The organism is Taurinivorans muris (assembly GCF_025232395.1).
Classification (GTDB): domain Bacteria; phylum Desulfobacterota; class Desulfovibrionia; order Desulfovibrionales; family Desulfovibrionaceae; genus Taurinivorans; species Taurinivorans muris.
In genome coordinates this window covers 1,601,476-1,621,329 of sequence record NZ_CP065938.1, presented here as the reverse complement: position 1 = coordinate 1,621,329, position 19,854 = coordinate 1,601,476, and the positions used below count along the sequence as shown (strand labels likewise).

At 46.7% G+C, this 19,854-nt stretch carries 17 protein-coding genes; 7 read left to right on the top strand and 10 right to left on the bottom strand.

The genetic code is table 11. The features are described 5' to 3' along the window. Nucleotides 1-37 precede the first annotated feature (37 nt). The 10 genes from gyrA to JBF11_RS07585 all read right to left on the bottom strand — a co-directional run bounded on the left by gyrA (nucleotide 38) and on the right by JBF11_RS07585 (nucleotide 13,201). On the bottom strand, nucleotides 38-2,509 hold the full coding sequence (gene gyrA / locus JBF11_RS07630; RefSeq protein WP_334314889.1) for a DNA gyrase subunit A: 2,472 nt from the start codon (nucleotides 2,507-2,509) through the stop codon (nucleotides 38-40). Nucleotides 2,510-2,533: 24 nt separating this feature from the next. Beyond that, nucleotides 2,534-4,957: a DNA topoisomerase (ATP-hydrolyzing) subunit B gene (gene gyrB / locus JBF11_RS07625; RefSeq protein ID WP_334314888.1), complete on the bottom strand. Its 2,424-nt coding sequence runs from the start codon at nucleotides 4,955-4,957 to the stop codon at nucleotides 2,534-2,536. Between the two features lie 20 nt (nucleotides 4,958-4,977). Next, nucleotides 4,978-6,117, bottom strand: a complete 1,140-nt coding sequence (dnaN, locus tag JBF11_RS07620; RefSeq protein ID WP_334314887.1) for a DNA polymerase III subunit beta — start codon at nucleotides 6,115-6,117, stop codon at nucleotides 4,978-4,980. A gap of 139 nt (nucleotides 6,118-6,256) precedes the next feature. Further along, nucleotides 6,257-7,279, bottom strand: a complete 1,023-nt coding sequence (locus JBF11_RS07615; protein WP_334314886.1) for a DnaA/Hda family protein — start codon at nucleotides 7,277-7,279, stop codon at nucleotides 6,257-6,259. A gap of 825 nt (nucleotides 7,280-8,104) precedes the next feature. After that, on the bottom strand, nucleotides 8,105-9,100 hold the full coding sequence (gene rfaE1, locus JBF11_RS07610; RefSeq protein ID WP_334314885.1) for a D-glycero-beta-D-manno-heptose-7-phosphate kinase: 996 nt from the start codon (nucleotides 9,098-9,100) through the stop codon (nucleotides 8,105-8,107). Continuing rightward, nucleotides 9,100-10,026, bottom strand: coding sequence for a ParB/RepB/Spo0J family partition protein (locus tag JBF11_RS07605; protein WP_334314884.1), 927 nt, complete (start codon nucleotides 10,024-10,026; stop codon nucleotides 9,100-9,102). The genes rfaE1 and JBF11_RS07605 overlap by 1 nt, the downstream gene beginning before the upstream one ends. A 34-nt stretch (nucleotides 10,027-10,060) precedes the next feature. Beyond that, a complete protein-coding gene (locus JBF11_RS07600) occupies nucleotides 10,061-10,831 on the bottom strand; it encodes a ParA family protein (protein ID WP_334314883.1) in 771 nt (256 codons plus the stop codon). A gap of 186 nt (nucleotides 10,832-11,017) precedes the next feature. Then, a complete protein-coding gene (locus tag JBF11_RS07595) occupies nucleotides 11,018-11,152 on the bottom strand; it encodes a hypothetical protein (protein WP_334314882.1) in 135 nt (44 codons plus the stop codon). 176 nt (nucleotides 11,153-11,328) lie between these two features. After that, on the bottom strand, nucleotides 11,329-11,457 hold the full coding sequence (locus JBF11_RS07590) for a hypothetical protein (protein ID WP_334314881.1): 129 nt from the start codon (nucleotides 11,455-11,457) through the stop codon (nucleotides 11,329-11,331). 58 nt (nucleotides 11,458-11,515) lie between these two features. Beyond that, nucleotides 11,516-13,201, bottom strand: a complete 1,686-nt coding sequence (locus tag JBF11_RS07585; RefSeq protein ID WP_334314880.1) for a glutamine--tRNA ligase/YqeY domain fusion protein — start codon at nucleotides 13,199-13,201, stop codon at nucleotides 11,516-11,518. A gap of 378 nt (nucleotides 13,202-13,579) precedes the next feature. On the opposite strand from JBF11_RS07585, the gene JBF11_RS07580 reads away from it, so the two are divergent. From JBF11_RS07580 to JBF11_RS07550, 7 genes are read left to right on the top strand one after another with little or no spacing between them, the layout of a single operon-like run. Further along, complete coding sequence (locus tag JBF11_RS07580) at nucleotides 13,580-14,602, top strand: hypothetical protein (protein WP_334314879.1); 1,023 nt, start codon at nucleotides 13,580-13,582, stop codon at nucleotides 14,600-14,602. Then, a complete protein-coding gene (locus tag JBF11_RS07575; RefSeq protein WP_334314878.1) occupies nucleotides 14,592-16,232 on the top strand; it encodes a phage terminase large subunit family protein in 1,641 nt (546 codons plus the stop codon). The genes JBF11_RS07580 and JBF11_RS07575 overlap by 11 nt, the downstream gene beginning before the upstream one ends. A gap of 5 nt (nucleotides 16,233-16,237) precedes the next feature. Next, nucleotides 16,238-16,993 (top strand): hypothetical protein, encoded by a 756-nt coding sequence (locus JBF11_RS07570; RefSeq protein WP_334314877.1) that lies wholly within the window; start codon nucleotides 16,238-16,240, stop codon nucleotides 16,991-16,993. Between the two features lie 16 nt (nucleotides 16,994-17,009). Further along, the gene (locus JBF11_RS07565) at nucleotides 17,010-18,725 is read left to right on the top strand and encodes a portal protein (protein WP_334314876.1); all 1,716 of its coding nucleotides are present in this window, start codon (nucleotides 17,010-17,012) and stop codon (nucleotides 18,723-18,725) included. Further along, nucleotides 18,722-19,045, top strand: a complete 324-nt coding sequence (locus JBF11_RS07560; RefSeq protein ID WP_334314875.1) for a hypothetical protein — start codon at nucleotides 18,722-18,724, stop codon at nucleotides 19,043-19,045. Before JBF11_RS07565 ends, JBF11_RS07560 begins: the two co-directional genes overlap by 4 nt. Nucleotides 19,046-19,055: 10 nt before the next feature. Continuing rightward, nucleotides 19,056-19,640: a hypothetical protein gene (locus JBF11_RS07555; protein WP_334314874.1), complete on the top strand. Its 585-nt coding sequence runs from the start codon at nucleotides 19,056-19,058 to the stop codon at nucleotides 19,638-19,640. 16 nt (nucleotides 19,641-19,656) lie between these two features. Next, the gene (locus JBF11_RS07550; protein WP_334314873.1) at nucleotides 19,657-19,782 is read left to right on the top strand and encodes a hypothetical protein; all 126 of its coding nucleotides are present in this window, start codon (nucleotides 19,657-19,659) and stop codon (nucleotides 19,780-19,782) included. The last annotated feature ends 72 nt before the right edge of the window (nucleotides 19,783-19,854 follow it).

Sequence of the window (19,854 nt, the reverse complement as noted above, 5' to 3'; positions counted from 1 at the left end):
TATCTTAGCAAACTATGTTTTTTTCGTAAATAGTTTATTATTCGGTATCCGCGCCGTCTTCATCGCCTTTGCCCGTCGGCACCGTATCGTAACCCACAACAGTCGCATTATCGTCAAGGCTCACAAGGCGTATACCCATGGTTGCGCGTCCGTAGGAACTGATTTCCTTTACGCCCAAGCGGATAATCTTGTTGGTGGAAGTGAGCAGGATAAGGCTGTCTTCGTCCGTTACGGGAATGGAGCCGATCACATTTCCGGTTTTGGGGCTTACCTTGAAATTGATAATGCCGATACCGCCGCGGTTTTGCCTGCGGTAAAGCTCGACGCAGGTCCGCTTTCCATAGCCCAGTTCGGATATGCTCATGATTTCGGTCGTGTTGTCATCATCTTTTATGGGCAGGCAGCTGACGACTTCATCATTCTTACGCAGGCTGATACCTTTCACGCCGGACGCGCCGCGTCCCATGCTGCGCACGTCCTGACAGGAAAAACGTATCGCCATGCCCATTTTCGTGGCAAGAACAATGGTATCGCTTTCTTCCACCTGGTGCACGGCGATAAGTTCGTCATCATCCTTGATACTCAAGGCTATCAAGCCGCTTTTACGGCATTTTTCATAAAGGGCGGCGCTTGATTTTTTCACCATGCCGGAACGGGTTGCGAAGAAGAAATGCTGATTTTCCGCAAACTCGCGAACCGTAAGCACATTCGCGACAAACTCCTCTTTCTCCAAAGGCAGGAGGTTGGCTATATGCATGCCTTTCGCCGTTCTGCTTCCTTCCGGAACCTGATAGACTTTCAGTTGGTACATTCTGCCCTTATTGGTGAAGAGGCATAAGTATTGGTGATTTGTGGTGGTAATGAAATCCTGCACGAAATCGTCGTCCCCGGTGTTCAAGCCCGCAATGCCTTTGCCGCCCCGTTTCTGCTGCTGATAATTGCCCAGGGTGGTGCGTTTGATATAACCGCGGCGGGAAAGGGTGATCACGACTTCCTCGTCGGGAATCAAGTCTTCGATGTCAATGCCGGAAAGCGCTTCACCCACAACTTCGGTTTTGCGTTCCGTGGCGTAGTTTTCTTTCACCATGACCATTTCATCGCGCATGACGCCGCGCAGAACTTCGCTGTCTTCCAAAACGGACTTGAGATAGGCGATAAGTTTCATGAGCTCGTCAAATTCTTCCTGCAGTTTGTCGTGTTCAAGACCGGTAAGACGCTGCAAACGCATGTCAAGAATGCTCTGTGCCTGAATTTCCGTAAATCCGAACGTGTCCGCAAGTCCCTGCTTCGCAATTTGCGGGGTTTCGCTCGCTTTGATTAAAGCGACAATTTCATCAATAATGTCAAGAGCTTTTAATAAGCCCTCAACAATATGCGCCCGCGCTTCCGCCTTATTCAAATCAAAACGGGAACGGCGGATGATGACTTCCCGCCTATGGTCCAAAAAGCAGGTCAGCGCCGATTTTAAATTGAACAGCACCGGTCTGTTGTTCAAAACAGCCAGCATGTTGATACCGAAAGAAGATTCCATCGGCGTATATTTATACAAGGCATTGATGACCAAATCGGGAATGGTGCCCCGTTTGAGTTCCACTTCGATGCGTATGCCGTTTCTGTCGGACAGGTCCTTAAGATCGGAAACGCCTTCAATGCGTCTGTCATTGACAAGGGCGGCGATTTTTTCCACCAAACCGGACTTGTTCACGGCATAAGGAATTTCAGTAATGACAATAGACTGCGTATTTTTTCCCCGTTCCTTGACTTCCATGCGTCCGCGCATTTTAACAATACCCCGTCCCGTGCGGTAGGCATCCACAAGTCCTTGTCCCGCATAGACCTGCCCGCCTGTCGGAAAATCAGGGCCTTTGACAAATTGCATGAGTTCGTCGACGCCCGTATCCGGGTCATTGATCAAAAGCAGCAGCGCGTCGCAAAGTTCCCCCAAATTATGGGGAGGAATATTCGTCGCCATGCCGACCGCGATACCGGAAGAACCGTTGACCAGAAGATTGGGGATTTTCGTCGGCAAAACAGTCGGTTCCTGCTCGCTGCCGTCGTAGTTATCCCTGAAATCAACCGTTTCTTTTTCAATATCAGCCAAAAATTCCCCTGCCAAACGGCTCATTCTCACTTCGGTGTAACGCATGGCAGCGGCGCTGTCGCCGTCAATGGAACCGAAGTTGCCCTGACCGTCTTCCAGCGGGTCGCGCATATTGAAATCCTGCGCCATACGCACAAGGGCGTCGTACACGGAACTGTCCCCGTGAGGGTGATATTTACCGATGACGTCGCCGACGATACGCGCGCATTTCTTATGGGCGTTGCGGTAGGTGTTGTTCAAAATGGACTGGGCGAACAGGATACGCCTGTGCACGGGTTTCAAGCCGTCACGCGCATCGGGAATGGCGCGTCCCACAATGACGCTTAAGGAATAGTCCAGATACGATTGGCGCAATTCCTTTTCAATATCGAGTTGCGGAAATAATTCCGTATGTTCTGTATGTTCCATAATTTTTTCCTGTAAAAAAGGATATTAAATATCAAGTTCGCCTGCCTGCAGGGCATTTCTGATGATATAATCGCGTCTTGGTTCGACCCTGTCGCCCATGAGTTCCTCGAAAGCATTGGAAGCCGATTCCGCATTTTCGATATTCACTTGCAGAAGGGTCCGGTTTTCCGGGTTCATGGTTGTGGTCCAAAGTTGGTCGGGGTTCATTTCGCCCAAACCTTTATAGCGCTGAATCTGATATCCTTTTCTGGCTTCAGTAAAGGCTTTTTCCCTCAAATCAAAATAATCGACCACTTCAACGGTGCTTTCGCCGCCTTCCAGTTTGAAAGGAAAAGAACCGCATTCGTTCTTCAGCGCCTGTATGGTTTGTTTCGCGGTCTTATACATTTTCGCATGGAAAAATTCCAAGGCGAGGCGTGTTCTGTGTCCTGACTTGTTTTCAAAAACAACGAATATCCTTTCCTCTTCCTCATGCTCTTCAATTTCAAGATTCACGGCATAACCGCAGTTTCGCATATACTCCGAAACCGCTTCCGGAATTGATTTGTTCCGCGCAATTTCCTCTTCCGGATTTTCTTCTTTTACATTCAGCAAAGAAAGGAACAAGGAGCGCTCAATGCCTGAATTTTCCGCCTCAATCATGCGTGCCTGTAAAAAGTCGATACTTTGCAGAATATTGATCAAATCATTGCCCGCGAAACTTTTGCCTTCCGCGTTTTCAAGACGGACTCCCGTTGAAAGCCGTTCAAATAAGAAATCGTCAAGAGCTTTTTCGTCTTTGAGATATTTTTCAAATTTGGCGGCTTTTTTCGCAACCCTGAACAAGGGCGGCTGGGCTATGTACAAATGACCGCGGCGGATCAGTTCCTCGTATTGGCGGAAAAAGAACGTCAGCATCAAAGTGCGGATATGGGAACCGTCCACGTCCGCGTCGGTCATGATGATTATCTTATGATAGCGGAGCTTGTTGTAATCGGTATCGTCGCCAATTCCTATGCCCATGGCGGTTATCATGTTTTTAATTTCCTGACTGGTCAGCATTCTGTCGAAGCGGGTTCTTTCCGTATTCAGAATTTTTCCGCGCAAAGGCAAAATAGCCTGCGTATTCGGGTTTCTTCCGGATTTTGCGGAACCGCCCGCGGAATCACCTTCGACAATGAAAATTTCACATTCCGCGGCATCTTTGCTTTGACAGTCAGCCAATTTGCCCGGAAGCGAGTTTTCAGAAAGCAAACCTTTGCGGCGCACCAGGTCTTTTGCCCGTCTTGCGGCTTCGCGCGCGCGGCTCGCGTCCACCGCCTTGTCGATGATAAGGCGTGCTTCTTTCGGATTTTCACCGAAAAATTCACTTAAGGAAGAATACACGATGCCTTGGACAATGCCGGTCACTTCGCTGTTGCCCAGTTTTGTTTTGGTCTGCCCTTCAAACTGCGGCTGAGGCAATTTCACGCTGACAATGGCGGTCAATCCCTCGCGCACATCATCGCCGGTCAGGCTTTCGCCTTTCATCTTTTTTGTCAAATCGGGCTGTTCTTTAATATACGCGTTGATTGCGCGCGTAAGGGCTGTTTTAAAACCAGCCAAATGCGTTCCGCCTTCAACCGTGCGGATATTGTTTGCGAAGGTATGCACATTTTCTTTGTATGTGGCGTTATACTGCAAGGCGAACTCGACGCTGACCCCGTCCTGCACGCCTTCTTTTTCGATAATGCGGTGCAGCGGCTGTTTTTCGCTGTTCAAATCCTGCACGAACTGATAAATGCCGCCTTCCGCCTTATAAACATGAACTTCATTGGTGCGTTCGTCGGTGCATTCTATTTCGATGCCTTTATTCAGATACGCCAATTCTTCAAAACGCTTGGCTAAAATATCAAAGGAAAATTCATTGGTTTCAAAGATTTGGTCATCAGGAAGAAAATGCACGCGCGTGCCGTGTCCTTCGGCTTCCCCCACTTCAATGACTTCCGTTACCGGCGTTCCGCGTTCATAACGCTGCCGGTAGCGTTTTCCGTCCCGTCTTATGGTCACTTCGAGCCATTCGGACAAAGCGTTCACGCATGATACGCCCACGCCGTGCAAACCGCCGGAAACCTTATACGCATTGTTATCGAATTTGCCGCCCGCATGCAGTTTGGTCATGACGACCTGCACAGCCGGTATTCCCTCTTTCGGGTGGATATCGACCGGAATGCCCCTGCCGTTGTCGCGTACGGTCACGCTGTTGTCAACATGGAGAATGACTTCTATTTTATCGCAGTATCCCGCCATCGCCTCGTCAATGGAGTTATCCACAACCTCGTAAACAAGGTGATGCAAACCGCGTATGTCCGTACTGCCTATGTACATGGCGGGACGTTTGCGGACCGCAGCCAATCCCTCCAAAATGGTGATGGCTGACGCATCATAATTCGATGTCGATTTGGTATTCATTAAAGTATCTTGACTCATTTTGTCCTCAATATGGATTTTTAATCGTAATAGCTTGTCTGGGCGATTTTCATAGGCATGATGAGAACCATGTATTCCGGATCTTCGCTTCCCGTGATACCGCAGGGACCTTCCGCCGTCGTAAGCGTCCATTCAAGGTCGGCTGATTGGAAATGTCCCAGAAGCTCTATCAGATGTTTGGTCGGAAAAGCGATTTGTTCGATTTTTCCGTCATAGGTCAAATCAAGTTCTTCGCTGGCCGATCCGGTTTCCTGCGCTTGTGCGGACAATACGGCGGTATTGGCTGACAAATTGAAATACGTGCAGCGGTCGTTATCGTTATTGAAAATAAGGATACGGTCAAGCGCTTCCATTGTTTCTTTCTTGTTTACGGTAAGTTTTGACGCGTCTTCGGCATTGAGCTTATTGATGAACAATTTGTAATCGGGATAGGCGGCAAGGGTCCGCGGAACGCTTATATGCTCGGAACCGTCCTTATTTTTGATATGGAAGCGTCTTTCCGTGAAATTGAAATAAATCTCATCTTCACCGAGCCATTTTTTAATTTCCATGATGTATTTCTTTTGCAGCAGCAAACCTTCCTCACCGATTTTTTTCGCTATTTCGTCATTGACAAAACTGGTGATTGCAAATTGATGTCCGTTTAAACCGCAGACGTTCACCTTGTCGTTTTCCACGGCTTTCATATACAGACAGGAGAGAACTTCCTGATCGTCGCTGATACAGAAACCGACGCGGTCGATAAGTTCCTGGAAATAATCGCCCGCCCAAAGAACAGCCCCTTCTTCCGGAAACGGCGGCAGCACTTGGAACCATACGGGATCGGATACGGGAAGCTTATAGGAACGGCGCCCTTGTTCCACGATAAGATTATTGGTTTCGGTATCGAGCCGCAAAACAATCTCCCCGCCGGGCAAACGGCGGATAAGTTCCACAAGTGCCTTGCCGTTTATGCCTATTTGCCCGCTTTCTTCCACTTTTGCGGCGTATGTGCCTGTAAATTCAATATTCACGTCCGTTGCCATAATGGTAATGGTATTGTCCTGCTTCGCCTGAATCCAAACGGAACGGAGATATTGCGCCCCGGCTTTCACGGGAATGATGGAAGCGGCTTTGATAAGCCCGTTGATCACTTCTTCTTTCGTAATTGTTACCAACATAATCAATATATCCTTTATAATATTTTTTAACAATTTTAATTAAGTGTTTGTCACTTTGTTTATAACTCGATTATCTTCTTGTTTTCATTATATAAATTACGAACATTTTAAGGAACAGCCAGGAACATAAGGAACAATTTCATGTTTGTTTCGCATGTTTTATGCTTTTTTGACACTTCATTGTCACTTCTGTTACCAAATTGTTCATAACTTTGTTCGTAACTCTCATTTCTTCAATTTTTTTAATGGAATACACTATTGTCGAGTGGTCTTTTCCTCCAAAAATTTTTCCGATTTCCATATATGTTTCCCCTAAGAGGGTGCGGCACAGGTATATGGACAAATGCCTCGCTTCCGCTATTCTCGGATAGCGTTTCCTGCCTTTGATTTCCTTTATGCTGAAACCGTAATGCTCCGCAACCGTTGCGATGATACTCTCCGGATTTAGCGTAAACACCCGTCCTTTTTCGCTTACGATAAGTTTTATGTCCTGCAGGGAGGGCATTGCGCCCATTTGTTCCTTATAAAGCCTGATATGGTTTAACATATTCTGGATATTGCGAAATCCGGAACTTCTGCGCGCTATGTACAGACATTGCTCTTTGCCGAGTTCCAGTTCCTGTTCGTCCGCCTGTTTTTGCGTATACTGTACTTTGATGCCCAAATCCGGTTCCTGCAGGGTGAATGTCAGACCCTGGCTGACCGCCGTTTCAAAAATTTTGGGCATGGGCAAATCGGTATCCGTATTGCGCAAAAAAAGGATGAGCTGTTTTTTAAGCAGTTTTTCCATGCAGTACAAAAGCTGTTCCTGAACGAAAGCGTCCTCCCGCAGCCGTTGAATATCATCTATTATCAGCAGCTGCTGCGGTATGCCGCCCTGTTCCGCATGCCGTATCAGCCGATTGAGCCGTGTTTTCAGTTCTTCTTTTGTTTGGAACAGCAAATCGCCGCTTTGTATAGCAGTGATATTGCGGGGATATGTTTTTTGCAAAACCGTCATGATATGGCTTTTGCCTGTTTCCGTTTTTCCGTTTATCAAAAGCGGATTGAACGAAAAATTTTTCTTATTTTCCAGATAATCGCAAATATCGGTCAATAATCGCATGATTTCAGAATTTTTTTGGTTTAAAAGAACTTCTGAAAAAAATTGTTCTTTTTGCAATTATTCTTCTCCGCCATACTTATTTTCATGATTGAGGTTTTTGCGGAAAATCCGCTTTGCGAATTTCACCTTTTTTCCGTATAAAGCTTTTATAGCAAAAATATGCCGTATTGACAAGTTTTTTTTATAAGCTTTATCCCCCTACATGAAAATTTTAAAAAGCTGAAATAGGCTGTTTTGAGGCTTTATATTTTGGCGTGTATTTGCTTTTTTTAAAAATAATGTATTAACCACTTGTTTATACATTAAAAAATAAAAAAGTATTTTTTTGCTTTTTTCGGAAATGTTTCGGGTTTGATTTGGTCTTTGAATCGTATTTTGTATGGAAGTCAACCATGCTTATGCAGAATACGGCAGGATACGGGAAAGGAAGATACTGAATATGTCAGCGGCGGATATTTTTCGGCGGGTGCAATGCGTATGATGTGAATTGTCCTGCCGTTTCAATACCAGCTTCAATATCGGCGCATTTAAAAACGGTTTCGTTATAGGGGGGTCTCTGATTATCCGCCGTCTTTTTTGGATGGGAAGCAGAACGGCTTGCGCACCGATTGTTTTGAAATTCTTATTTGTCTTATCCGTTTTGTTTTGCGCATGCGTTAGTTATGGATTTGGCAGCTTGCCAGAATGGAATATGAGTTGTCCTATGGTCTTAATATCATCATATTTAAAAGCCGTTTTTCCTGCCGTTTTTTTTATGGTGCCGCATGATTGTGCGCGATATTTTTAAATGCGAAGCAGAACCTGAAAACGCTTGTTTTGAATGTCTTATCCGTTTTGTTTGCCATATGTTTTTATTGCCGATATGTCGGATAAATACCATTCTTACCAAATTTCGGTTTGGATTTTCGTGGTCAAGGCTCTTTGAATGAGTTCCTCCTGAGTGACTGTTGCGGAACCGACCTTTTCAACCACAAGACCCGCCGCCAATGTTGCGATATTGCAGGCTTTTTCCTTTTCAAAACCGACAGCCTCGCAGACCGCCATTGCGGCAATGACCGTATCGCCCGCTCCTGTGACGTCAAAAACTTGTTTTGCGGAACTTTTAATATGGTATCCTTGTTTTTCTTTTTTTGAAAAATACACCATGCCTTCCGCCCCCAAAGTGATGAGCAGGTTTTCGGCTTTCAGCTCTTTGAGCAGCATTTTGGCTGTTTTTTTGATTTCTTTGCTCGTTTTCATGCAAACGCCCGCGAGTTCCTGCGTTTCTTTGGCGTTCGGAGTCAATAAGAAAGCATTTTTATAAAAGCTTTTGTTTTGCGGTTTCGGGTCAATGAATATTTTCGGAGCCGCACATTTCATTTTTTTCGCAGTTTCGTAAATATCTTCTATCAGATTTTGATATAAAAGCCCTTTTCCGTAATCGGACAAAATAACCGCATTATGTTGTTCCAAATATTTTTCAAGATTATGTTTCAATGCAGCCCGAATGGTTTTCGATACCGGTTTTATCATTTCCTCGTCGTAGCGTATGATTTGTTGGTTTCTTGCGAAAATACGGGATTTTACGGTTGTCGGTCTTTGGCTGTCCTGAATGAGCTCAAAATTGACATGCTCGTTTTTCAATAAATTTTTTATGGTTTGCGCATGATAATCATTTCCCACGACAGACAAAATCGTGCAATCCGCTCCAAGCGAGCTTATGTTTCTGGCAACGTTTCCCGCACCGCCGAGCAAATTGCGCTTTTTTTCAATTTTCACAACCGGGACCGGGGCTTCGGGTGAAATTCTGTTTGCGTCACCCTCGTAATACGCGTCAAGCATTATATCGCCGATAACCAATACTTTTGCTTGTTCAAGCTTGAAAATATCGTTTTGCATTATTTTATTTCCTTGCTGTCAATGGAAAATACGCTCAGGATATACAACAGTTCGTCTTTGTTCCTATATTGTATTTTTATGCTGCCTTTGTCTTCCGTTCCCTTGATAGAGGCTTTCTTATGGAAAATATCTTTCAATTTATTGTCGATATGCTGTAATTTTTCCGGCAGGAATTGCTCTTGAGCCGTTGTTTTTCCGGTTTTATCCGCTTCACGTTCCGATAATTCCTTGGGCAGGGTTCCGAATTTTTTCCAGTATTCCAGAATGGTTTCCGTTTCTCTGACGGAAAGTTGATTTTCAACAATTCTTTTTGCCAAGATTTCCTGGTCTTTTTGATTGGTTACGGAAAGCAAAGCCCTGCCGTGTCCCGCCTTGATTGCGTCTTCGGCTATCATGGTTTTGATATATTCCGGAAGTGCCAAAAGACGTAAGGTATTGGCTACATTGGAACGGCTTTTGCCGATTTTTTCCGCAAGTTCCTCTTGGGAGAGGTTATGCGCGTTTTTAAGTTCGTTCAAAGCTTTTGCTTCGTCAATGCTGTTTAAATCTTCACGCTGCAAATTTTCGACAAGGGCTATGGTCATCGCCTCGATATTGTTGTAATTGCGCACAATGACAGGCAGTTCTTCCATTCCGACAAGTTTTGCCGCTCTGTACCGTCTTTCGCCCGCGACGATTTCATAATCGCCGTCTTTTTCGAGTTTGCGCACGATAAGCGGCTGTACGACGCCTTGATTTTTAATTGATACGGAAAGTTCTTTCAAACTTTCATCGTTGAATTGCTTTCGCGGTTGATGAACATTCGCCTTAATCCGGTCTATTTTCACAAGCAGGACTTCATTCTTTTTTTCTTCGGCTGAAATTTGGGTTTCATCTCTGCTGAACAAATGGTCCAAGCCCCGCCCCAATCCTGTATTTTTTTTCATATCGTTCTCAATTATGCGTATGCCGGTTTTTAAATTATTTTACGATTTTTCTTGCTTCAACTTCTTTTGCCAGAGCCAGATAAGCTTCCGCGCCCTTTGATTTTATGTCGTAATGCAAAATGGTTTTTCCAAAGCTTGGCGCTTCGGAAAGGCGGACATTGCGCGGAATGATGGTTTTGAACACAAGTTTCGGAAAACAGCGTTCCGTTTCGGCTTTAACCTGTTTCGCCAATTTGTTTCTTGAATCATACATGGTTAAGATAACGCCGAGCACATTAATATCGGGATTGAGTTTTTTCTTTACCGTTTCATATGTTTGTAAAAGCTTGACTATGCCTTCGAGGGCGAAAAATTCGCATTGCAGCGGAATGACAAGTTCTTCCGCAAAACAAAGGGAATTGAGGGTGATAAGACCGAGGGACGGAGGGCAGTCCAAAATGATATAATCGTATTCGTCTGCCAAAGGACTGAGCAATTCTTTAAAGAAATATTCCCTTTTTTCCTTATCCACCAATTCAAGTTCCAAAGCTGCCAAATCCGTTGTCGCCGGAAGCAGGTCCAAATAATCGATGTCGGTTTTCAGAATTGACGATGACAGATTTTCATTATCGACCAAGGACGTATAGAGGTCATATCCGGCATTTTTTCCGTCCATTCCGAGTGCGCTGGTTGAATTAGCCTGCGGGTCGCAGTCGACGAGCAGCACTTTTTTTTCCATAAGAGCCAAAGAAGCGGAAAGATTCACGGAGGTTGTCGTTTTGCCGACACCGCCTTTTTGGTTTGCTATCGCGATTATTCTTGCCATTTTTCACTCCTTGCAAAAAGCAAAATAGGCGAAATTCATATTTTTTGCAAGCGATGTTTCACGTGAAACATTTTTTTATAAAAATCACAATGGAAATTGTTTCACGTGAAACATTTGAAAAAATAGAAATAAAAAATACCCTGTCAATATGCCATGGGTATGAAATAAAATAAAAAAATCAGAGTGTTAGTCAATGTCGCTCATGGAGGTCAAGGCGGAAAAATGAACGCCGCAGCCTGCTAAAAATGCGATAATCGCTAAAATAACCGAAGCGGATGTTGAAATAAGGTTCCGATTGAATAAGCGATTACTCCCTAACATATGCTCAAGATAAGCATTAAAAGTAAATTTAAAACCGGAATAAAAACAGTAACCAGAGAACAGACAAATGCCGCGCCAAAGCAAATCCAAGACTGTGTATAAAAACAATGGCAACATCAATAAAAAAAATTCGGCAAATACGATGGTTGCGTTATCTTCGTTTATCCGTGCATTTGTTATTCCTCTTTTTCACCGACCGGAAGCGCCGCAGGATAAGGTTCCGCAAACGCGTCAACGACTTTGAGGCTGTCTTTGTCGATAAGGCTTGTGAAATCTTCCGTGTTCTCGCCTGCGGGATTGTCCATGGCAAAAAGGTGGGCGTAATCGGATAACCGTTTATATCGGCTTCGGTTGTTTATACAATCATGCCTTATTTTCTTTCGCCCAGCTGTCTTTCAGCGTCACGGTGCGGTTGAAAACCGGTTTTTCTTTTGTGCTGTCCTTGTCCACGCAAAAATACGCCAAACGTTCAAACTGCACTTTTTCACCGACCGGAAGCGCCGCAAGATAAGGTTCCGCAAACGCTTCAACGACTTTGAGGCTGTCTTTGTTGATAAGGCTTGTAAAATCTTCCGTGTCTTCGCCTGCGGGATTGTCCATGGCAAAAAGGTGGTCGTACAAGCGCGCTTCAATGGGTTTGGCATGTCTTGCGCTCACCCAATGAATGGTTCCTCTGACTTTTCTGCCGTCGGGTGATTTTCCGCCCTTGCTTTCAGGGTCATGGATGCAGATAAGTTCTTTGATGCTGCCGTGTCCGTCTTTCACAACCTCTTTGCACGTGATGTAATAGGCATAACGCAAACGGACCTCGCTGCCCGGTGAAAGACGAAAATATTTCTTAGGCGGATTTTCCATAAAATCGTCACGTTCAATGTACAGTTCACGGCTGAAAGGCACCTGCCTTGTTCCGTACCGCTCGTCTTCCGGGTGCAGCGGGCAGTCAAAAATTTCTTCCTTATGCTCGTCGTAATTTTCAATAATCACTTTTATAGGGTCGAGCACAGCCATAAGGCGCGGGGTAACGGCGTTCAGATGCTCACGCACGCAAAATTCAAGCAAATTATAGTCGACCATGCTGTCGGCAGCCCGTGCGACACCGATTTTCGCACAGAAATTGCGGATGGATTCCGGCGTGTACCCGCGGCGGCGCAGTCCGGAAATAGTAGGCATGCGGGGGTCGTCCCAGCCGCTCACGAAATTGTTTTGCACCAAGTGAATGAGTTTGCGCTTGGAAAGCATGACATGGGTAAGGTTTAACCGTGCGAACTCTATTTGCTGAGGATGGTAAAGCTCCAAAGCGTCCAAGACCCAATCGTACAATTCGCGGTTGTTTTCAAATTCCAGGGTACAAATGGAATGAGTGATGTTTTCAATGCTGTCTGAAATGCAGTGGGTGAAATCATACATGGGATAAATATGCCATTTATCGCCGGTTTTGTGGTGGTGAGCATGACGTATGCGGTAAAGGGCGGGGTCGCGCATGATGATGTTCGGGGAAGCCATATCTATTTTAGCCCGCAAAACCATTTGTCCGTCGGCAAATTCCCCTGCCTTCATACGTCTGAAAAGGTCGAGGTTTTCCTCAACGGAGCGGTTGCGGTAAGGGCTTTCTTTGCCGGGCTCGGTAAGCGTGCCGCGGTATTCGCGGATTTGGTCGGCGTTCAGTTCACAAACATAGGCTTTGCCCCGTTTGATCAGCTCTTCGGCAAGTTCATACAGCCTGTCAAAATAATCGGAAGCGTAATGGATGTCGCCCGCCCAGCTGAAGCCGAGCCATTTCACATCTTCCTGTATTGAATCGACGTATTCGGTATCTTCTTTGACCGGATTGGTGTCGTCAAAGCGCAAATTGCATAATCCATTATAATCTTTGGCAATTCCAAAATTCAGACAAATGGATTTCGCATGTCCGATATGCAGATATCCGTTCGGTTCCGGCGGAAAACGAGTATGGACACGGGCGTTGAAACGTCCGTTTTCATTGTCCTGATTGATTCTTGTGCGGATAAAGTCAGTGCCGGCTTTTTCTTTTTCGTCCAAAGTGCTCATGTTTGCCTCATAAAAAATAGGATATTGATAACCATAACGGATTATTATGAAAAAGTCTATTTAATAAAAAAGCGAAATTTAGTCAAATCCAATGCCCGGTACGGGGGCGATACACGCTGCGATAATTGCGGATAACCGCAGAGAAAAATGGCTATCCTTAAAAAAATGAAAAAAATTTTCGGAAGAAAACCGCATGAAAATTTGTATGAAAAATATAACAGTGTATAATCATTGATAAAAAAATAAGCGAAGGGCACGGAAAAAACCCTGTCAAGATAGTGTCTGCCTGTCATATCCCCATACTCTGTCTGTCAAATGCATAAAAAACCCGAAAAGGGCATGCTAGAAGATAAAAAAACAAATTGCAAAGGAAGAGAAATGACAATACCGAGTTCGCTCCTCATACAAGAAATAATGCATTATGAAGGTTTTTCGGCAGGTCCTGTTTTAAACCGCCTTGGCATGCCCTGTATCGGTTACGGTTTTCCGTTATGGGAAGAAGGCTTGTCCATCGTGCACGGAAACACAAAAATAGCCAAAGCCGTAAAGAACAATCTTCCGAACGGATACGGAGGCATAAACGAAAGCGTGCGGGGCATATTGGCGGAACCTCTCGCCATAACGGAAGAACTTGCGAAAACCTTGCTGGAACAGCGCCTGCTGTTCAATTCGCAGGAACTTGCGAAATTGTTTTCCGGTTACCGGCATATGCAGAACAAATGCGCACATGCGGTTCTGCTGCCTGAAAGCGGTTTGGCGCAGTATGAAACGCATGTCATTATCCGGAACAAAAGTCAGAAAACCGAAAAGAGCAAAGAAAGAAATCACGGAACAACATGCGGACAGGCGAAACCGGCAAAAAAAGAAATGCAAAACAGCAGCGAACAAATTCCGCATCCTGCATTTTTAAGGTCTGCGTATTCAAGTTCGGCTAAGTTTGCCAACGTTCCTTTTTTTCCGCGGGCAAAAGCGGAAAGAGGCGGTGTTTCCGTCCGTTTCGGCGGCAGGAAAAAGCCGAAAACGGCAAAAACGTATTCCTATGTGTTTCTCACTGAAGAGGAGCAGGCGCTTCTGCGTCTGGACAGCGTGCTTTTTGCCAGTCACCTCTTAGGTTTGGAGATAATGAAGCGGATGCATGAATTTTTCTTCGCTCTCAGGCAGGAAAATTACAATGAAGCCGCAAACCAGCTGCTCCTGCACGGCGCTTCCGGCTATCTGGGGGCGGTGGTGTCTGTTCTTGCACGGCGTATCCGCGAGGGAAGCCTGGATTTGCAGGATATTTTTGTGCAGAAAGAACCGGTTCCCGAAATGCTTTTGCACCGAAAAACATCACGAAACCATAGGGAAAAATTTTTCCAGAACAGCCAAAAACAAATGCAGGAAAGCCTTTATGTCCGATAATCCCGTAACAATAAAGAAAGACGGCACAATCACCCTGCAACATTCACGGGAACAAGCGAAAAAATTGTATGCGAACGTGCATAAGGCGTATTACGCCTTCTTGCGGGAACAGGAGGAACGTCAGGAACTTCCCGTAAAAAGCGGACAGGAACTGGCGGAAGAAATTCCGTTTTTTGAAGCCATGCCCGTAAGTCAGGATATCGAAACCCTGCTCAAACATGACCTTTTTTATTTGCTTGTTTACGGTATGAACAGGAAAGATATGGATAACGACTGGCTTTTCGAGCGCTGCCGCGAAGTGCAGGAAACGCCGGACAACCGCCTGGACCTATGGGCGAGGGAACATTACAAATCAACCATTATCACCATCGGTCTGACAATACAGAATGTTTTGCAGAATCCGGATATCACCGTGGGCATTTTCAGCCATACGCGTCCCATCGCCAAAGCGTTTTTACGGCAGATTAAACGCGAATGGGAAACAAATATCCTTCTGCAAACCTATTTTCCGTTTATCGCGCCGCCGGAAAAAAGCGAAGCGAGAACACGCACATGGAGCGAAGACAGCGGGCTTATTGTCAGACGCGGCGGCAACCCGAAAGAAGCCACCATTGAAGCATGGGGGCTTGTGGACGGCCAGCCCACCGGAAAACATTTCTCCCTGCTTATTTATGACGACGTGGTGACATTGGAATCCGTCACCACCGCGGAACAAATAAGAAAAACAACGGACGCGTGGCGGCTTTCCCTGAATTTGGGGGCGAGAGGGGGAAATTTGCGCATGATCGGCACGCGCTATCACGCTTCCGACACCTATCATCTGATCATGGAGCAAGGCAGCGTGATTCCGCGCATACACCCCGCGACGGCGGACGGGCAGGCGCAAAGCAAACCTGTTTTCCTCAGCGAAGAGGTTTTAAGAAAGAAACGCCGTGATATGGGCGCTTATGTTTTCGCCTGCCAGATGCTGCAAAATCCTTTGGCGGACAACGCCATGGGCTTTCAAAAATCATGGTTTCAAACCCTGCCGGGCGGTACGGAAATGAAACCGGGCTTTTCCGCCGATATGAACCGTTACATCCTGGTTGACCCGGCGTCAAGCAAGAAAGAAGGGTCGGATTTTACGTCGATGTGGGTGATCGGGCTCAATCATGACGGCTTTTATTATGTGCTTGACGGCATACACGACAGGCTGGCGCTGCACGAACGCGCGCAGGCGCTTTTTACCCTGCACCGCAAACACAGACCCCTGGCTGTCGGGTATGAGCAATACGGAATACAGGCGGACATCGAACATATCAAATACTGCATGGAACAGGAAAATTACCGTTTTTCCATCATCGCTCTTGGCGGGGCGATGGCCAAGACCGACAGGATACGCCGTCTTGTTCCTATTTTTGAACAAGGCAGGATATGGTTTCCGCACCGTTTGATTTGCATGAAGTCGGACAGGACGGTATCGGATTTGGTGCAGGATTTTTATAAGAACGAGTATTTGAATTTTCCGGTGGCGGAACATGATGACATGCTCGACTGCCTTTCAAGAATAGTGGACGGCAAACTCGGCGCTGTTTTTCCCGCAGGCGTTGAAAAGCGGTCAGTGAACGGGGAAGCGTTTTTCGCAGGATAAAAAGTATGGAAAAAACATGCTACCGGACACTTCGGGCAAAAAACGCCCCGCAGGAAACAAAAACGGAATTTTGGGAGCAATTTCAAAAAGACAGGCTTAATCCCATTCTGTTTTTCGACGGCGAAATACCCGATTTTGCAAATTTCAGCGCATGGCTTTCGGCAAAGGACAAAGACGCGCGCTTTGTAACGGGCGGTACCGGGGAAGTCAAAGCCCTCTATTGGCTGAACAACCCCATAGGCAAAAACGCGATGATACATTTTTGTTTTTTGCGTAAGGCGTTTGGCGAGCAAGAGGCGATAGGGATCCATGTGGTTGAGAGCCTGCTTCACTGCAAAAACGGCTCCGGGGAATATGTGCTTTCGGCTCTTGTCGGCATCACTCCCAAACCGTACCGTCATGCGCTGGCGTTCATCCGAAAATTGGGCTTCCGTATTGTCGCGGAACTGCCGCAGGCGTGTTATTTCGCCCGGCAAAACACCTATAAAAATGCTCTTGTCAGCATATTGACCAAAGAAGAAATACCAACAAAGGAGGTTCAAATGGGCGGAGGAGGAAAACATTATTCCGCGCCTGTTGCGCAGGAAGTGGAAATTCCCGCGCCGGCGCCTGTGGAGGCGGATCAAAGCGTAAAGGAAGCGGCTGATGAGGAAAGACGCAGGCGCGCCGGTGCGTTCGGGCATTCAAAAACCGTTCTTACGAGCGGTTCGGGTTTGACAAGTCCCGCAAACAGTCAAAAAAAGACCTTGCTCGGCGCGTGAGAGGGAAACTGCTGCCATGGAAAAAGAAAGAGATTGCGTCCGGCACGTATTGAGGCGTTTTCATGAACTGGAAAAGGAAAGGCGGACATGGGAAGGGCAATGGAAGGAAATCAGCGATGTGATGCTTCCAAACAAAGGGAAATGGTCGGAAGAAAATCATAACAAAGGCTATAAGAAGCATGGGAATATCGTGGATTCGACAGCCCTTTACGCATTGCGGATATTGGCTGCCGGCATGCACGGCGGGCTCAGTTCCCCCGCCCGCCCTTGGTTTCGGTTTTCTTTGAAGGACAAGGAACTGGAAAATGCCGAGGGTATAGGCAAATGGCTGCAGGATACGCAGGAACGCGTGCATGCGGTGCTTTCGGGTTCTAATTTCTATCCGACGGTGCATGCCCATTATGCGGAATTGGCGGCGTTCGGCACCGCCTGCTTTTTGATTGAGGAAGACCGGGACGAAGTGATACGCTGCAGAAATTTAACCGTCGGCGAATACTATCTGGACTGCGACGCAAAAGGGCGGGTGGACACGCTTTACCGCACAATAAGCATGACGGCGCGGCAAATCGTCCAGCGTTTTGAAACGTATCCGGAACGGATAAGGGAATCGGCTGAAAAAGACAGCGTGCAGGTCTTTGCCGTGCTTCATGCCATCGAACCTCGGAAAAATTGCGACCCCGATAAAATCGACGCCCGCAGCCGGCGTTATGCGTCCTATTACGTTCTGCTCGGACAAGGGAATTTTCTTTTGGAGGAAGACGGATATGAGGAATTTCCCGCTTGCTGCCCCCGCTGGGATGTGACCGGGCAGGATGTGTACGGCAGGGGTCCGGGCATGGACGCTTTACCGGATGTGAACATGCTGCAGCGTATGCGTCAGGACGGTTTGGAAGCGTTGGAACTGGAAATAAAACCGCCGATGAATGTTTCCAATTCGCTGCGGAATCAAGGCGGGCAGTTTTCGCTCCGTCCCGGATTTGCGAATTTCGTGGATATGAACGCGCAGGCTCCCGCCATTACGCCGACCTATCAGGTACAGGCGAACCTGCAGGCTTTAGATGCGTATTTGCAACAGATACGGCGGCAAATCGGGGAGCATTTTTATAAGGATCTGTTCCTTTTGCTCACCCAATCGGACAAACGCATGACAGCCACGGAAGTTTACGAACGAAACGCCGAAAAACTGCTCATGCTGGGACCGACTCTTGAAAGATTGAGAAGCGAACTTTTTCAGCCCCTTATCCAACGGGTCTTGGGCATTATGAAACGGTACGGCAAAATATTGCCCGTTCCGCACCTTTTGCGGGGAAGGGAATGGGAAATCGAAATGCAGTCGAGCCTTGCTTTAGCCCAAAAAAGCGCAGACATCGCGGCTATCGAAAACATAATGCTTTTTGCCGGCAATTTGGCGAAAATAAATCCCGACGTGCTGGACAATCTGGATTTGGATGAAATGCTCCTGCATAATGCGAAGCTGCTCGGGGTGCCGCTTTCCCTGCTTCGCGGCAAGGACAGCGTTTTTGCCATTCGCGAACAGCGCAGGCGGGAACAAGCCATGCAGCAGGAAGAGCAAAAAACTTGGCAGCTGCTTGAAAAAGGCGCTTCAACCGCAAAAATGCTGAGCGAAGTCGATTTGGAGGGAAAGAATTTCGCTTCGGCATTGTTGGGGACCATGCGGGAAAACGCCCCTGACAATCCGCAGCCGGAGCAAACGGAAAGGGATACGTCATGAAACAGGAAGGTTTTTGGCAGGAAAAACAAACGGTTTCGCACGAAGAAGTGTTGACCCGCGAAGAAATGTTGCCTTATGAAAAAATGTTGTCGTATGACGAGGAAATTCAAAATGATTTGTCTTCTCTCGTGCAAAACGCGCAAGGCAGACGCTTTTTGAAATATTTGTTTGCCGAAACAGGCATTTTTGAAGCAATTCCTATTCAAAATGAAAAATCCTATGCCTACTTCGAGGGGAAACGGAGTATCGGTCTGACACTGTATCATCGCCTATATGCGTTGGACCCTGAGCATATTTTACACATACAAAAACAAAACTAAGGAGGAAAATATGGCAGAAAACGCAGCGGAAATCGTTATCAGACCGCAGGGGCAGGCGGAACAGCAAGCCGAACAGACTGCCGAACAGGCGAAAAAAACGGCGGAAACCTTGCTTACCGAAGTTTTGCTCGCAAGCCCTGAAGATTATGTTTTTAAATTCAATCCGGAAACGCAGGTGGATGAAGCCTTGGTTGCGGATTTCCGGCGCTTCGCCTTCGAGCAGAAAATGAGCCTTGAAAACGCACAGCTCATGGCGAAATTTTATGAAAACCATGTGCGGGAACTTGCTGAAAAACAAAATCGGGAGCAAGCGCGGCTTTTGCAGTCCATGCAAAAAGCCTGCGAGGAAGATACGGAATACGGGGGTATGAGTTTCAGCGACAATATGCGTTACGCCAAAGCTGCCGTTTTGCGCTTTGACGACGGTTCGCTCGCTGAAATCCTCAATGAAACGGGCTTCGGCTCCCATCCGGAAGTGGTGCGTTTCATGTACCGCGTGGGCAGGGCTCTTGCGGAAAAAGATATGCCTAAAGCCAAAGACGTGCAAAAAGAACGCTCCGCCGCGGAATTGTTTTATCCCAGCATGAGGAAATAAGCACGCAAAAACAGGCATGAAAAACAACCGTGCGGACGGTTCAAAAACAGACCCGCTGAACATGGGAAAATCCGGTGAAAAGAAAACGGCACGGCTGATTTTCAAACCGGTATCCTCTTCATTCATTTTCAAAACACGATGATTTTACATGCAACATTTCCTTTTCGGGCGGATAGTCCCGTTAGGGAGGGGCTTTTCCCGTGCCCGAAAAAGG

Coding starts and splice junctions, on each gene's coding strand:
- gyrA (WP_334314889.1), bottom strand. CDS start 2,509: ATGGAACATACAGAACATACGGAATTATTTCCGCAACTCGATATTGAA.
- gyrB (WP_334314888.1), bottom strand. CDS start 4,957: ATGAGTCAAGATACTTTAATGAATACCAAATCGACATCGAATTATGAT.
- dnaN (WP_334314887.1), bottom strand. CDS start 6,117: ATGTTGGTAACAATTACGAAAGAAGAAGTGATCAACGGGCTTATCAAA.
- rfaE1 (WP_334314885.1), bottom strand. CDS start 9,100: ATGCAAAACGATATTTTCAAGCTTGAACAAGCAAAAGTATTGGTTATC.
- JBF11_RS07605 (WP_334314884.1), bottom strand. CDS start 10,026: ATGAAAAAAAATACAGGATTGGGGCGGGGCTTGGACCATTTGTTCAGC.
- JBF11_RS07600 (WP_334314883.1), bottom strand. CDS start 10,831: ATGGCAAGAATAATCGCGATAGCAAACCAAAAAGGCGGTGTCGGCAAA.
- JBF11_RS07595 (WP_334314882.1), bottom strand. CDS start 11,152: ATGTTAGGGAGTAATCGCTTATTCAATCGGAACCTTATTTCAACATCC.
- JBF11_RS07590 (WP_334314881.1), bottom strand. CDS start 11,457: ATGGACAATCCCGCAGGCGAGAACACGGAAGATTTCACAAGCCTTATC.
- JBF11_RS07585 (WP_334314880.1), bottom strand. CDS start 13,201: ATGAGCACTTTGGACGAAAAAGAAAAAGCCGGCACTGACTTTATCCGC.
- JBF11_RS07580 (WP_334314879.1), top strand. CDS start 13,580: ATGACAATACCGAGTTCGCTCCTCATACAAGAAATAATGCATTATGAA.
- JBF11_RS07575 (WP_334314878.1), top strand. CDS start 14,592: ATGTCCGATAATCCCGTAACAATAAAGAAAGACGGCACAATCACCCTG.
- JBF11_RS07570 (WP_334314877.1), top strand. CDS start 16,238: ATGGAAAAAACATGCTACCGGACACTTCGGGCAAAAAACGCCCCGCAG.
- JBF11_RS07565 (WP_334314876.1), top strand. CDS start 17,010: ATGGAAAAAGAAAGAGATTGCGTCCGGCACGTATTGAGGCGTTTTCAT.
- JBF11_RS07560 (WP_334314875.1), top strand. CDS start 18,722: ATGAAACAGGAAGGTTTTTGGCAGGAAAAACAAACGGTTTCGCACGAA.
- JBF11_RS07555 (WP_334314874.1), top strand. CDS start 19,056: ATGGCAGAAAACGCAGCGGAAATCGTTATCAGACCGCAGGGGCAGGCG.
- JBF11_RS07550 (WP_334314873.1), top strand. CDS start 19,657: ATGAAAAACAACCGTGCGGACGGTTCAAAAACAGACCCGCTGAACATG.